Origin of the sequence: Flavobacterium sp. (assembly GCF_043778725.1) — a bacterium.
GTDB lineage: Bacteria > Bacteroidota > Bacteroidia > Flavobacteriales > Flavobacteriaceae > Flavobacterium.
This window is the reverse complement of sequence record NZ_JAYWFT010000098.1, coordinates 1-13,689: the sequence shown is the minus strand read 5'-3', so window position 1 is coordinate 13,689 and position 13,689 is coordinate 1. Positions and strand designations below refer to the sequence as shown.

General features: G+C 29.3%; 14 protein-coding genes and 1 pseudogene. 4 read left to right on the top strand and 11 right to left on the bottom strand.

Annotation, left to right across the window (positions count from 1 at the left end):
• Positions 1-43: 43 nt before the first annotated feature.
• From ACH2CG_RS09100 to ACH2CG_RS09080, 5 genes are all read right to left on the bottom strand, one after another.
• Positions 44-796 (bottom strand): hypothetical protein, encoded by a 753-nt coding sequence (locus ACH2CG_RS09100; RefSeq protein WP_395064387.1) that lies wholly within the window; start codon positions 794-796, stop codon positions 44-46.
• A gap of 10 nt (positions 797-806) precedes the next feature.
• The gene (locus ACH2CG_RS09095; RefSeq protein WP_395064385.1) at positions 807-1,568 is read right to left on the bottom strand and encodes an imm11 family protein; all 762 of its coding nucleotides are present in this window, start codon (positions 1,566-1,568) and stop codon (positions 807-809) included.
• Between the two features lie 226 nt (positions 1,569-1,794).
• A complete protein-coding gene (locus tag ACH2CG_RS09090) occupies positions 1,795-2,286 on the bottom strand; it encodes a DUF6705 family protein (protein WP_395064383.1) in 492 nt (163 codons plus the stop codon).
• Between the two features lie 871 nt (positions 2,287-3,157).
• A complete protein-coding gene (purB, locus tag ACH2CG_RS09085; RefSeq protein ID WP_395064381.1) occupies positions 3,158-4,501 on the bottom strand; it encodes an adenylosuccinate lyase in 1,344 nt (447 codons plus the stop codon).
• Positions 4,502-4,619: 118 nt separating this feature from the next.
• A complete protein-coding gene (locus tag ACH2CG_RS09080) occupies positions 4,620-5,312 on the bottom strand; it encodes an NAD-dependent deacetylase (RefSeq protein WP_395064379.1) in 693 nt (230 codons plus the stop codon).
• Positions 5,313-5,570: 258 nt separating this feature from the next.
• Here ACH2CG_RS09080 and ACH2CG_RS09075 point away from each other — a divergent pair, with 258 nt between their 5' ends.
• The gene (locus ACH2CG_RS09075; RefSeq protein ID WP_395064377.1) at positions 5,571-6,233 is read left to right on the top strand and encodes a TrmH family RNA methyltransferase; all 663 of its coding nucleotides are present in this window, start codon (positions 5,571-5,573) and stop codon (positions 6,231-6,233) included.
• A 69-nt stretch (positions 6,234-6,302) separates the two neighbouring features.
• Here ACH2CG_RS09075 and ACH2CG_RS09070 read toward each other — a convergent pair whose 3' ends face one another.
• A complete protein-coding gene (locus ACH2CG_RS09070; protein ID WP_395064375.1) occupies positions 6,303-7,766 on the bottom strand; it encodes a TonB-dependent receptor in 1,464 nt (487 codons plus the stop codon).
• 126 nt (positions 7,767-7,892) lie between these two features.
• Here ACH2CG_RS09070 and ACH2CG_RS09065 point away from each other — a divergent pair, with 126 nt between their 5' ends.
• The 3 genes from ACH2CG_RS09065 to ACH2CG_RS09055 are packed head-to-tail and all read left to right on the top strand — an operon-like array spanning position 7,893 to position 9,659.
• Positions 7,893-8,657 (top strand): MBL fold metallo-hydrolase, encoded by a 765-nt coding sequence (locus ACH2CG_RS09065; protein ID WP_395064373.1) that lies wholly within the window; start codon positions 7,893-7,895, stop codon positions 8,655-8,657.
• A gap of 1 nt (position 8,658) precedes the next feature.
• Entirely contained in the window at positions 8,659-9,150 is a 492-nt protein-coding gene (locus ACH2CG_RS09060; RefSeq protein ID WP_395064371.1) for a hypothetical protein, read from the top strand.
• An 11-nt stretch (positions 9,151-9,161) separates the two neighbouring features.
• The gene (locus ACH2CG_RS09055; RefSeq protein WP_395064369.1) at positions 9,162-9,659 is read left to right on the top strand and encodes a hypothetical protein; all 498 of its coding nucleotides are present in this window, start codon (positions 9,162-9,164) and stop codon (positions 9,657-9,659) included.
• 60 nt (positions 9,660-9,719) lie between these two features.
• Here the strand turns inward: ACH2CG_RS09055 and ACH2CG_RS09050 are convergent, their stop codons facing one another.
• The 5 genes and pseudogenes from ACH2CG_RS09050 to ACH2CG_RS09030 form a co-directional block, all read right to left on the bottom strand.
• Complete coding sequence (locus tag ACH2CG_RS09050; RefSeq protein WP_395064367.1) at positions 9,720-10,361, bottom strand: alpha/beta hydrolase; 642 nt, start codon at positions 10,359-10,361, stop codon at positions 9,720-9,722.
• The gene (locus ACH2CG_RS09045; protein ID WP_395064365.1) at positions 10,358-10,999 is read right to left on the bottom strand and encodes a hypothetical protein; all 642 of its coding nucleotides are present in this window, start codon (positions 10,997-10,999) and stop codon (positions 10,358-10,360) included. The genes ACH2CG_RS09050 and ACH2CG_RS09045 overlap by 4 nt, the downstream gene beginning before the upstream one ends.
• Entirely contained in the window at positions 10,999-11,325 is a 327-nt protein-coding gene (locus ACH2CG_RS09040) for a hypothetical protein (RefSeq protein ID WP_395064363.1), read from the bottom strand. The genes ACH2CG_RS09045 and ACH2CG_RS09040 overlap by 1 nt, the downstream gene beginning before the upstream one ends.
• Positions 11,326-11,491: 166 nt before the next feature.
• Complete coding sequence (locus tag ACH2CG_RS09035) at positions 11,492-12,745, bottom strand: dihydroorotase family protein (protein ID WP_395064361.1); 1,254 nt, start codon at positions 12,743-12,745, stop codon at positions 11,492-11,494.
• A pseudogene (locus tag ACH2CG_RS09030) lies at positions 12,742-13,689 on the bottom strand (hypothetical protein); the annotation flags it as partial. The gene ACH2CG_RS09035 and the pseudogene ACH2CG_RS09030, both read right to left, overlap by 4 nt.

Below are 13,689 nucleotides of genomic sequence, written 5' to 3'. Positions count from 1 at the left end.
GTAAAATATACGTTAAGTATTCTAGAGTATTTTGCATAGTTTTTTATTTTAAATTAATAGTTAGACTCTCAATTTTATAAGTTGTCCTTTTACCCTTTATATCATCAGAGTATTCTATTATTTCTAACGGATAATATTTTTCTAATATTTCTATCTCATTAATTACCGGATGATAATTACATTTTATTTCCTGTGTTACCCATAATTCTCTACTATTTGAAGTTACATTTGCTAGAAAATCCAATTCTACATTAGGCTCATTATAGCTATAAATAACCTTAAAACAATTGAAACCATTTATTTCCCTGATGTCATTTTTATATTCGGTAAGTTTAATGATTTCATTTTTTTCAATTTCAACATATTCATCATATTCGTCTTTTACTTCTAATGTAGTTTGATTAATAATGATTTTATTTTTTATTAATTTACTATCTACGGTATAATATTTTGTTATTATATCTTTATTAAATTCATTGTAAAATTTTATTTTTTCGTTATCTTCTTCAAGCATAAACGGTAACATCATTTCAAAATTTTGAGCCGTTTTTTCTACTTCTGATTTTAATAGTGTCGTATCTACTTTTTTACCATCTGTTAAACATTCAAAAACAATTTGTTTCTCCATTGCCTTTTTCATTTTAGGCATTAGTTCTTTAAACGATTTTACATATAATTCTTTATCATAAATAATTTCTTCTTTAACAAAAACAATAGCTCCAGATCTAGGAGCTATTGCATTATTTTGAGAGAAAATATTGTTATTAATAAACAAAAGTAAGATTAGGTATTTCATATTAATTGTATTATGTTTTTCCATATGTTTTTTCTCTGAGACCATCTCTTTTTCCCCATTCTTGTAGAGAAATTTCTATAGGTCTAAACTCAATTCCTGTTATAGTCTCTTTTTCAATTTCTACTTTTAGTCTTTCTGAAACGATACCTTTGTGAGCTCCATCAGTATACCTTAATGAAAAAAAATCTAAATTCATTTCTTCCGTAAAAAAAATATCTTCAGAAAAAAGCCACTTCGGATAACGAATCTGATTAGCAAATGATTTAAATTCATCAGCATTTTTAAAATTCATTACTTTACTTATTACATTTTTATTAACATCCCTATCTTTAAATATGAACGTAGTCTTTATAAAATCAATAAATTGATACGGAAAATCATATTTATTGACTTGCCAATAGTTATCTAGTTTTTGATTCTTTTGAATAAAATATGTTTGAAAGAATTGAAAGCCATAACAATTAAATTTGTCTAATATTTCCTTAAATTTATTGCTAATTAGGTAACCAGATAAAAAACCAATATGACCATAAGTATCTATAAAATCGGTTTGTTTTGCATTTGAATATAAAATAACATTTGATAAAATCGGTTGGATTTTGATTTCTTCAAATATAAATCGATCAATGAACTTAGGTTCTTCGTCAACATTGCAATGATGTATAAATTCTTTTACTTGAGGAATTTTCCCCACTAACTTTTCGTTACGACTATGTTCTATTGCAAAATATTTCATAATAGTAAAACTAAATAATAAATTTATCTTTTTCATAATTAATTTATAATAAAAGCACGCTTTTGAGATGTTCTTTTTAGAGTTATTATTTTAAAAATTTTACGTATGCTTTACTAAATAATAATAAAAGCACAATTTTAAAGATTAATTTCATTTTTTTAATAAATTCTTGTCAATGTATATTCACCACTAGGAAGTTTTGGGTCAAGAGGCATTGCATCACCTGGATTAATTATTCGAGCTAAATAAAATATTATAATTTTTATTTTTTCCTGACCATTCTCATTAAATTTCTGAATGACAATTGAGCCTCCATTGTCATTATTACTCCTACCAAAAAAATCAAATCAGCTCTTAATTGATTAGGTAAGCAATTATCGCAATTTGGTTTCATGTCGTTATAAATTAAAGTGTTTCCACAGATATCGTGAGAATATTTATTTAATAAATTTTGATTGATTCGATTTAAATTATCAACCAAAATAACCCCACCTTCTTTATATTTATATTCTCCTGTTAACAAATCTTGATAATAAGATGTATTGTAATATTTTAATTGTTTTTTAAATGTAAAAGTTAATTCATTGTTTCCGTTTGTAAATTGATATGTTCCTTCAAATTGATTCAATTCATTGTCAATATCTTCATAATAAGTATTAGCTACATAATTTCCATTCCAATTTTTTATATTCACACTCTGCGATTTACATGAAGTAAAAGCAATTAAGAATAATATTAATATATGATTTTTCATTTTTTTCATTTTTTAGTTACAATAACAAAAGCTGTAGAACTTAGAGCTATTACATTGTTTAGAGAGAAAATACTGTTACTAATAAACAAAAGTAAAATTAGGTATTTAATTTAATTGTAATGTGATTTTCAATCTAATTTAGATTGAAAAATTGTTTTCATTTTTACTTTAATTCTTTTTATCTAGATTCTTCATTATTTTCTGTACATCTTAATAACATAGTAAACTATAATAATCAATAATATGAACATAATTGTTTGCCAAATGAAAAGTCCAAGACTAAGGTCGTTGATTATTTTTTCCATATTTAGTGTATTACTTTTGCTGAAATTATTGCACCTGTTATTTTTTTTTATTTGTTATTAATTAACTCAAGCAAAGAGCAAGAAAGGAGAGAAAAATTTATATTCATTAAAACTTTTGGTTGTTTTCTAGTAAATTTAAATAGGTGAATTTTTTTTATTGTTTCTGAAAATAAACGTATAAAAATTACCTTTTCTACTTCTTAAATTCATAATAAAAACATTTAATTTTTTATTTTAACGATAACAAAATAGCTGTTATTGTACAAATAATATATTTATGTTTTACAGAAACATACTTAACAACTAAGTACAACAAATAACCAAAAACATAACATTTGCTCTTAGCTATAAAGTAAAAGTAATAAAATAATTGATATTTGTAATATTTTCCTTGGTAAATTTAATTTCAATAATGGAACACTTTATTTTACACTCGGGACACACCATTATTAACTTGGTACATTTAATTTTTAACAAAGGACATGTTATTTATAAAGCAGTATTTATAAAACAAAAATAGTGTCATATTATTGACACTATTAAGTTAATTTAGAAACCATACACCATTAAATTCCCAAATAATTGCTTGGGCTTATCTGCATCAATTCTACTTTAATTTCATCAGAAACTTTTAGTGTTTGAATAAAATTTTGAATCGCTTCTTTATTGATAACAGTATTTGTGCGAGTCAAATCTTTCAGAGCTTCATATGGATTTGGATAACCTTCACGACGCAAAATAGTTTGTATTGCCTCTGCTACAACAGCCCAGTTTTTTTCTAAATCTTCGGCAAATTTTGTTTCGTTCAAAACCAATTTGTTCAATCCTTTTAGAGTTGCTTCAAATGCTATTAAAGTATGACCTATTGGAACGCCAATATTTCTTAAAACCGTACTGTCTGTTAAATCACGTTGCAATCTCGAAATAGGAAGTTTGGCAGAAAGATGCTCAAAAATAGCATTAGCAATTCCTAAATTACCTTCACTGTTTTCAAAGTCAATTGGGTTTACTTTGTGTGGCATTGCCGATGATCCAATTTCGCCAGCTTTAATTTTTTGCTTAAAATAATCCATAGAAACATACGTCCAAACATCTCTATCTAAGTCAATTAAAATAGTGTTTATTCTTTTTAAAGCATCAAAAAATGCTGCAAAATGATCGTAATGCTCTATTTGTGTAGTAGGAAATGAATGTTGTAAGCCTAAAGTAGTTTCTACAAAATCACTTCCAAATTTTTTCCAATCAATAGTAGGATAGGCAACATGATGCGCATTGTAATTTCCAGTTGCTCCTCCAAATTTTGCCGCAAACGGAATATTAAATAACAATCGCATTTGCTCTTCTAATCGCTCAACGAATACCAAAATCTCTTTGCCCAATCGGGTAGGCGAAGCAGGCTGTCCATGCGTTCTTGCTAACATCGGAATGTCTTTCCATTCCATAGCAAGTTCCTTTAATTTTGCAATTACAGCTATTAAACCCGGTAAATATACTTTTTCAAATGCTTCTTTTGTAGAAAGCGGAATAGCAGTATTATTGATGTCTTGCGATGTCAAACCAAAGTGAATGAATTCTTTGTATGTTTCTAATCCCAATGCATCAAATTTTGTTTTAATAAAATATTCAACTGCTTTCACATCGTGATTAGTAGTTTTTTCTGTTTCTTTAATCCAAAGTGCATCTTGAGTAGAAAAGTTGGTGTAAATTTTTCGTAAATCATCAAATACCAATTTATTTACTCCCGAAAGTTGCGGTAAATTGGCTTCGCACAGTGCAATAAAATATTCTACTTCTACTAAAACTCTGTATTTTATAAGCGCTTCTTCCGAAAAAAATTGCGATAAAGAAACGGTTTTACTTCTATATCGTCCATCAATTGGTGAGATAGCATTTAATTCTGTTAGTTGCATTTTGTTGTGTTGTTGTTTAAAAGTGCAAAAATAGTTAAACCAAATTAAAATATAGACTATACAACAAAGAAAATAGATTTAAAATAACACTTAAAATCTATATTCTAGCCTCTTTTTTTTACTCTATTTTCATTAATTTTTCTCTTAAAAACGGAACCCCATCTGTTGCATTCATCGAAATTATTTCTAGTCGATTTGATAAATTAGCAATCTTTGCCGGATTAGGATCAATATAATAAACAGGAATATTGGGCGGTGTAAATTCTACTAATCCAGCAGCTGGATATACTTGTAGCGAAGTGCCAATTACTACAAAAAAATCTGCGTTTTGAGTAATAGACAACGCTTCTTCTAGTGCAGGAACATCTTCGCCAAACCATACTATATGTGGGCGCAACTGAAAACCATTTGAATCTAAATCACCTGTTATTAAATCTTTTTTCCAGTCAAGAATATAATTTTTATCTCGCACACTTCTCACTTTCAATAATTCACCATGAAGATGTAAAACCTTTGTACTTCCTGCTTTTTCGTGAAGATTATCAACGTTTTGAGTAATGATGTGAACGTCAAATTGATTTTCTAATTCAGCTAAAACTTTGTGTCCAAGATTTGGTTCTACATCTTGCAATTGTCGTCTTCTTTGATTGTAAAAATCTAACACTAATTCTTGATTTTTTTGCCAACCTTCGGGCGTTGCAACATCCATTACATTGTGTCCTTCCCAAAGGCCATCACTGTCTCGAAAGGTTTTTATTCCGCTTTCTGCCGAAATTCCGGCTCCTGTTAAAACAACTATTTTCTTCTTCATTTTTATAATTTACACTTAAACCAAAGATATTAAAAATAGTTTTATGCAAATCTTCTAAATAGCAAATTAATTAAAATTTCCGCAAACTAGTTTAGCTATAAAACATCATATTATAAACTTATTTGTTAAATAAAATGGGAGCATTATAAAATAAATGTTCAAGACAAAAAAGCGTAAAATTTGCAGTAAAAAAACTTAAACTAATTTTAATTCATTTGGCTTCACAATTTTACTATTTTTGCCAAAAACACTTGTTAAATGGTCGATTTAGAATACTTAGCTTTTTTAGAAAATATACTTACCGATAATAGAAAAGAACGATTTCAACAAGTCTTGTCTAAAAGAACCAATCATTTTACGATTGCTATGGAAGATATTTTTCAGTTACATAATACAAGTGCTGTGATGCGCAGTTGCGAGGTTTTTGGAATTCAACAACTCAATGTAATTGAGGAACGTTACACCAAATCTATCGATAAAGAAATTGCAATGGGAGCACAGAAATGGGTTGATGTAAATAGATTTGATAGTATTTTGGGTTGTATTTCTAGTATGAAAAGTAAAGGATATCAAATCATTGCAACCACACCTCATGAAAAGGATTGCGATTTAGATGATTTTGATATTACTAAACCAAGTGCTCTTTTTTTTGGAACTGAACGCGACGGATTATCAGAAGAAGTACTTCAAAATGCCGATGGTTTTTTAAAAATTCCGATGGCTGGTTTTACCGAAAGTTTAAACATATCTGTTTCTGCAGCAATTATAATTCAAAGTTTAATGAGTCGTTTGCATAAATCTAATATTAACTGGCAATTGTCTGATAATGAAATTCTTGAAAAACGATTGCAATGGGCTAAAAATACAATTAAAGATATTAAACGTATTGAAGAACGCTATTTTTTGGAACACAATAAGTAAAAATACAAATAAAAAAAGATCTGAATTGCTTTAACAATTCAGATCTTTATACTTTTATTTTTTATAAAACTAAACTTCTTCCAGAACTCTGTTAGGATCGTAACCAAACAATTGATGCTGTTTAATTAAATCTGCGGTTCCTTTTGGCAACATTTTTTCCCATCCAGGAATGCCTTTAGTAATCATTTTTAAAACTTCGCGCGAGAATATTTTAAGGTTTTCTTTATCATTAACAGGTACATCTACAACTTTTCCATTGTAGGCAAAGAATTTATACAATTCCTTCATTCTAGGATGAACTTTAAGATTTTGAGAAGTTACTACTTCGCCATTTTCTTCCATTGGATATAAATATACTTTTAAATCTCTATAAAATAATTTCCCAAAAGCTTCAAGAATTCCACCGCTCAAATGGCGATAATATTTTTCGTCAAATATATCAACTAGGTTGTTTACACCCATTACCAATCCCATTCTAGCTTTGGTATAACTAGAAAAGTACTCAACAACTTTATAATATTCTTGAAAATTAGAAATCATAACCGTTTGACCAAGTGAGCAAAGTAATTCTGCTCTGTCCATAAAGTCGCGCTCATCAATTTCACCTTCCGATCGTAGGTTGGATAATGTAATTTCAAAGATAACAAAGGTGTTGTCTTTTTCTACTTTATTTTCTTCAACAAACATTTCAAGGGAACGATCAAGCATGTCCATATTTACCTTTGTAACAGGACGAAAACTTCCTCTTAAAGCAAGAATGTTTTTCTTATATAAAACTGCTGCAGGAAGAATGTTATGCCCATCGGGACTAAACATTACCGCATCTGTCATTCCGTTTTTTACCAATTGTAAACTCATTAATCTATTGTCTACATTGGCAAATCGTGGTCCAGAAAAGTTGATTGTATCAATTTCTAATTGGTCTTTTTCTAAATGGTCATATAAATAACGCAATAATTTTTTTGGATCATTATATTTGTAAAAAGCACCATAAATTAAATTTACGCCAAGAATACCAAGTGTTTCTTGTTGCAATCTAGCATCAGTTTCCTTAAATCTAATGTGTAGCGTAATTTCATTATAATCTTCATCGGGTTCAATTTGGTATTTAATTCCAACCCATCCATGACCTTTAAATTGTTTTGCAAAATCAATAGTAGCAACAGTATTGGCATAACTAAAAAACATTTTATTGGGATGTTTTGTTCGGTCAAGTCTGTTTTCAATCAATTCAACTTCGTGCGAAAGCATCTTTTTTAATCTACTTTCGGTAACATACCTTCCGTCACCTTCAATACCATATATGGCATCACTAAAATCTTTATCGTAAGCCGACATAGCTTTGGCTATAGTACCAGAAGAACCACCAGATCTAAAAAAATGACGAACAGTTTCTTGTCCAGCACCAATTTCAGCAAAGGTTCCATAGATGTTATCGTTCAAGTTTATTCTAAGTGCTTTATCCTTTATAGAAGGAATTTGCTCAATAACTTTATCACCTTTTAACTTTATGTCTAATCCGAAGTTTCCCATAATCATTTGTATACATTGCAAAGTTAGTAAAATAGGTGCTTTATTAAAAGATAAATAATCCTATTTTTGTATAATAATTGCTACATGCTGTTTCTTAGTTGAAATATGTATCAAAAACCGTGCTAAATGAAAGTCTATTTTTTGGGTACAGGAACTTCTCAAGGTATTCCAGTTATTGGAAGTAATCACTCTGTTTGTTTAAGCAATGACTTAAAAGACAAGCGCTTGCGTGTTTCTGTTTGGATTCACAATGATAATGATTCTATAGTTATAGATTGCGGTCCAGATTTTAGACAACAAATGCTTTCTTGCAAATGTGAAAAAGTAGATGCTATTTTATTCACTCACGAGCATGCCGATCACACAGCTGGTCTAGACGATATTCGTCCGTTTAATTTTAAACAAGGTGAAATTCCAATTTATGCACATAAAAGAGTACTTGAAAATCTAAAAAGACGTTTCGATTACATATTTGAAACTAAAAACAGATATCCTGGAGCGCCATCTGTAAATGCGATAGAAGTGGTCAATAATAATTCTTTTTCTATAGGAAAAATGACTATTATTCCTATCAATGCTTCTCATGGAAATCTTCAAGTTTTTGGTTATAGGATAAATGATTTTGCCTATTTAACAGATGTTAAGACCATAGAAAACATAGAAATTGAAAAAATAAAAGGAGTAAAAGTATTGGTTATTAATGCATTGAGAGAAGAACCACATCACTCACATTTTAGTTTGCAAGATGCATTAGATTTTGTAACTTTGGTTCAACCAGAAAAAGCCTATTTTACACACATAAGTCACATTCTAGGATTTCATGAAGAAGTTCAGAAGAAATTGCCCAAAAATGTGTTTTTAGCATTTGATAATTTAGAAATTTCCATCTAATATGAAAAGACAATTATATTTATATTTATTTATTATTTCGGCTTTAATTGCCGCTTTTACGTACATGTATTTTACAAAGGCAATCGCTTTTGAAAAGAAAAATAGTGATCTCGAAATTAAAAATTTGAAATTCAGTTTAGATTCTCTAAAAAATAAAAATAATGACGATAATCATTTTTCGTTAGAAAAAAATGAATATGCTCAAGAATATTTTTCTAAATATGAAATTCAAAAATTGATTCCTCAAATAAATGATGCTTTACTGGCTTTCAACGACAGTCCAAAAGGAAATATTTATACAGGTCAAGAAACTATTGGTAATCAAAAATTTGTTATCAATAAAATAAAAATATTAAATCACCGTTGGATAGTTGCAGATTATAGTGACGGTACCTTTTGGGGTGATGTTCTAATAAAGTATTTTGTAGAAGAGGACGGAAAAATTACGTTTCAAATAATGGATACTTTTATTTTTCCCAAAGAACAATATTAAACTAAAAATTCATGAAAAAAATTATTTTTATATTTTCAATACTTACATTTGTAGTTTCTTGCAAACCTAAAGATGGTGATTCAAGTCCAGAAGAAGCTCAAACTAAAGCAAAGCAAACTAAAGATTCTACAATTGTTGGTGCAGATAAAGATGAAAATGGATGTTTGGCATCTGCTGGATATACCTGGTCTAAACTTAACAAAGAATGTGTGAGAGTTTTTACAGGAATACAATTAAATCCTGCCAACGATGTTGCTACAGAAGATGCAACTCTTTGTGCTTATGTTTTATTTAATGAATCTAGTGATAAAGCAGAAGTTTTTCTTCCAGATGAAAAATCATTCATTCTTACAAGAGCTTCACAAGGAAAACCTTGGATTTATCAAGACTACCAATTGATTCCTTGGAAAGGATATGTGCTTAAAAAATCTGATAAAATTTTGTTTTCTGGCGATGCCGAAATTGGAAACAAAGTGACAGGAAGTGACAATCCAGAAGGTCAAGAATAATATCAATTAACAAATAAAAAAAAAGAGTCTCGTTTTTAATGAGACTCTTTTTTTTTGTTATTATTTCAACCAATTTTTAAAATCATAAAAGTTCTGAGGCGAGATTCCATGACCAATTGGATATTCTTTATAGACAACATCAATTCCTAATTCTTTCAATGCTGGTGCGGCTTTTCTTGCCCATTCTACAGGAACTACTTGATCAACTGATCCGTGCGATGAAAAGATTTTTAAAGTAGTAAAATTATTTTTTTCATAACCTAATTTTGCCATTTCAATATTTAAATAACCACTCATGGCAACAACACGTTGAATTTTTTCTGGATAAGAAAGTGCTATGGCATAACTCAATATACAACCTTGACTAAATCCAACCAAGGTAACATTAGTAGCATCAATGGCATAGTTAGCAACCAATTCATCTATAAAAGTAGCAATTAAATCTCTAGATTGTTGTGCTTGTGCAACATCAGAAAATTTGTTTTCATCTGCGTCAAAATTTATAGCATACCAAGCATAGCTACCATACATTAAATCATAAGGAGCACGAGCAGAAATTACATAATATTCATCTGGCAATTCTGAGGCAAAAGAAAATAAATCTTCCTCATTACTACCATAACCGTGAAGTAATAGCAATAACGGATTTTTTTCTAGTTTTATTTTAGGTTCACGAACTAAATGATGTAGTGATAAATTCATAATTTATTGCATTTTTTTATTTTTAAAGGCTTCATTTTTACTATTATATCGTCAGATTCTAAAACTTCTAAAGCATCAGCATAAAACCATTTTCCATCCTTTTTTTTAAAATAATCTCCAATTATATTTGGGTCTAATTGTTCTCCTTCGGCATATTCAAATGCAGCTTCGTGAATAGAAAAGTGGTTTATCATCTTCCAATTGTTGTTGCATAATGTGTAGATTTTACAACTGTTTAAATTACTAAAATCGCAATAATCAATCACTAATGCAATTTCATCTTTCTTGTCGTTATTGTTGTCGCCAATATTTATAAGACAATAAACTCCAAAACTAGTTCCTAAATCAAGCTCTTTAATTTTTTTGTTAGATGATTTTAATGATGTTCTAATTGAATTTTTAAAGTAATAATCAACCGTTTTGTCGTAATCATCTATAAAAGGAATTTCGGTTATAATGGAATCTTTTTCTCCAGAAGTATGAATTTCAAATAAAGTATCGGCTTTTTTATCTCCGTCAAAATCACCAATAATAGATTTACTTTCTAATTGTTCAAGTTGTGTCTTCTTTTTTGTTGCATGTGTAAATCCAACTAAAAGAAAAATTGAAAGCAAAAGAAAGAGCGATTTACTTTTCATTAAATGTTATTAAACCATTTTTGAAACCATTTTCCTAGAAGTGGAAGCGGAGTTAATTCGCCTTTTGCAGCAGTGAAAATTCCGTAAATTGTTAAAACAGAAATGAAAATCCACATGGGTGCAGCAACCATAATACTTTCGAAATAACTTATGGAAACGCCAAGTGTTATAAAGGTTAAGGTCAATCCCAATCCTTGTCTAATGTGAAATGACGCAAACTGATTTTTCTTTTCAGAATTCATAGAAAGCGCTATTAAAACACCAATAATTAAAATATAACTTGTTATAGCTGTTGCTTTTCCTTCTTCAATTGTTTGCTTGTCCATTATTTTATAATATGTAAATCTTATTTTTAAATTAAAATTTATTTGAAAATTGCTTCATATATTACTATTACAATAAAAATTAGTAAAGCTGCAATACCAATATAGAATCTGAAAGTCATGTAGTTTTCAAAAAAATTATTTTTGTTGACGTCTTTTTTCAATTTGATTAACTTAAAATTAATTGTCCTTTGTTATAAATTCCAACAACTTTTCCTTTCATTTTTGCACCAAGAAAAGCCGAATTTTTAGATTTTGATAAGATATTTTCTTTAGAAAAATGCCATTCTTCATCTGTTGTAAATAAAGAGATAGTAGCTAAATTTCCTTCTGCAATTTCCAATTGATTTAGATTAAAAATAGCTCTTCCCGAAGTTAATTTTTCTACAATTTTTTCTAGCGGTAAAACGGTTAACAAAGCACCAAAAGCACTTTCCAATCCAATGGTTCCATTTTTTGCCAAATCAAATTCCATTTTCTTATGTTCAATATCCATCGGATTATGGTCTGAAGTTATAACATCAATCGTATTGTCTAAAACGCCGTTTAATAAAGCAATTCTATCAGCATCGGTTCGCAATGGTGGCGAAACTTTGAAACGAGTATCAAATCCGTCAAGTTTTTCGTCGGTTAAAACCAAATTATGAACCGCAACACTACAAGTTACTTGCAATCCTTTAGCTTTTGCATCGCTAATTAAAGCAACCGATTTAGCAGTAGAAATTGTCGGAATGTGTAATTTTCCACCTGTGTATTCTAAAAGAAATAAGTTTCTAGCAACAATTAATTCTTCTGCTAAATTTGGAATTCCTTTCAATCCCAATCGTGTAGAAACAATTCCTTCGTTTACAACACCGCTTCCTTTTATTTTTTCGTCTTGACAGAAGGTTACAATCAATCCATCAAAATCTTGTACATATTGCAAACCTATTTTTAATAAATTAGCATTTGACAAACTCTTTCCATAATCACCAAATGCAATGGCTCCAGAGTTTTTCATGTCAAATAATTCGGCCAAATCAGTTCCGTCGCTGTTTTTGGTTAATGCGCCAATTGGAAATAATTCGGTAGCAGCATTCAAAGCTTTTTGTTTTACAAATTGTATTTGCGATTGGTTGTCAAGTACAGGAAAGGAATTGGGTTGCAAAGCAATTGCTGTAAAACCACTTTTGGCAGCAACATTTAGTCCGTTAGAAATGGTTTCTCTATCTTCAAATCCTGGTTCACCAAGAGAAACACAACTATCAAACCAACCTTGAGAAAGATGTAAATTGGTTGTTTTTATTTCTTGATAATCATCAGATGGCATGAGGTTGTTTCCAATTTTTTCAATAGTTCCGTTATTGATTTTTACATCAACTACTTGGTTATGAAAAGAACTTTTTGGGTCAATAATCTTGGCTTCTCTGATTATAATTTTCATTTTACAAATTTTTGAATTAAAATTTCCACTGCAATAAATAGTAATGCGAGTACTACAAACCATTTCCATAACTGATTGTCAGCTCGATTGGCTTGTAACGTATCAAATATAGCATCTACATTACTTATATCTTTAAAATCACTCACTGCATCTGGATTGGCATTTGCCAAGTTACTTTCAGTTCGATTGTAATTAAAACTTATATTTTCAATAGATTGATTGTTGTTAAAAACACTAAAGTTTCCAGCTTCTTTTGGATTATCGTTGAACGTTAATTTTACTTTGTTGTTCAAAATTTGTTGCACCGGAATAAAACTTTCTTTGTCGGTTTTTACAGTTACAATTTCATCTTTTCCTAATGCCGTTTCTACAATAAATGGTTTGTTTTCGCCAATAATCAATGCATTTATTCCAGCTTTTTGAGCATTTTGTCCCATATTGTAAAATGTTGGAACAATGATAGGCGAATTCTGAAAATTGCTATTTACTTTATTAATTGGTGCAGCAAAAACATATACAGAAGCAACTCCGTTTTGAATAGCACTCAAAAAAGAAGTTTGGTCGCTGTAACCCAAAACCATTGGTGCCGAATTATTAATTTCAAATGAAGTCTTAGTATTTGGATATTGAAAATTATCAACTTTTTTCTCAAAAACACTACTAAATAATGGATGGCTAAAATTGATTTTGGTAACCATCTTTTCGGTAGTTCCTAAATTTTTAAATTGAATTCCTCCAAAATTTGTTAAAAAAGCATTCAAATTTGAAACCGAACTTTCAGCACTTGGAATCAATACCACATTTCCACCTTTTTCTACAAACGCTTTTAAAGTAGTTTGCAACGCTTGCGGAATGTCTTTCAATTCGTTTAATACAATCGCATCTTGCTTGTCTATCAAGTTATAATCTAGAGATTGCAATGAAAAGTTATAATAATTAAATTC

Excerpts from the sequence above, each read along its gene's own strand:
- ACH2CG_RS09100 (WP_395064387.1), bottom strand. The coding sequence starts at position 796 with ATGAAATACCTAATCTTACTTTTGTTTATTAATAACAATATTTTCTCT.
- ACH2CG_RS09095 (WP_395064385.1), bottom strand. The coding sequence starts at position 1,568 with ATGAAAAAGATAAATTTATTATTTAGTTTTACTATTATGAAATATTTT.
- ACH2CG_RS09090 (WP_395064383.1), bottom strand. The coding sequence starts at position 2,286 with ATGAAAAATCATATATTAATATTATTCTTAATTGCTTTTACTTCATGT.
- purB (WP_395064381.1), bottom strand. The coding sequence starts at position 4,501 with ATGCAACTAACAGAATTAAATGCTATCTCACCAATTGATGGACGATAT.
- ACH2CG_RS09080 (WP_395064379.1), bottom strand. The coding sequence starts at position 5,312 with ATGAAGAAGAAAATAGTTGTTTTAACAGGAGCCGGAATTTCGGCAGAA.
- ACH2CG_RS09075 (WP_395064377.1), top strand. The coding sequence starts at position 5,571 with ATGGTCGATTTAGAATACTTAGCTTTTTTAGAAAATATACTTACCGAT.
- ACH2CG_RS09070 (WP_395064375.1), bottom strand. The coding sequence starts at position 7,766 with ATGGGAAACTTCGGATTAGACATAAAGTTAAAAGGTGATAAAGTTATT.
- ACH2CG_RS09065 (WP_395064373.1), top strand. The coding sequence starts at position 7,893 with ATGAAAGTCTATTTTTTGGGTACAGGAACTTCTCAAGGTATTCCAGTT.
- ACH2CG_RS09060 (WP_395064371.1), top strand. The coding sequence starts at position 8,659 with ATGAAAAGACAATTATATTTATATTTATTTATTATTTCGGCTTTAATT.
- ACH2CG_RS09055 (WP_395064369.1), top strand. The coding sequence starts at position 9,162 with ATGAAAAAAATTATTTTTATATTTTCAATACTTACATTTGTAGTTTCT.
- ACH2CG_RS09050 (WP_395064367.1), bottom strand. The coding sequence starts at position 10,361 with ATGAATTTATCACTACATCATTTAGTTCGTGAACCTAAAATAAAACTA.
- ACH2CG_RS09045 (WP_395064365.1), bottom strand. The coding sequence starts at position 10,999 with ATGAAAAGTAAATCGCTCTTTCTTTTGCTTTCAATTTTTCTTTTAGTT.
- ACH2CG_RS09040 (WP_395064363.1), bottom strand. The coding sequence starts at position 11,325 with ATGGACAAGCAAACAATTGAAGAAGGAAAAGCAACAGCTATAACAAGT.
- ACH2CG_RS09035 (WP_395064361.1), bottom strand. The coding sequence starts at position 12,745 with ATGAAAATTATAATCAGAGAAGCCAAGATTATTGACCCAAAAAGTTCT.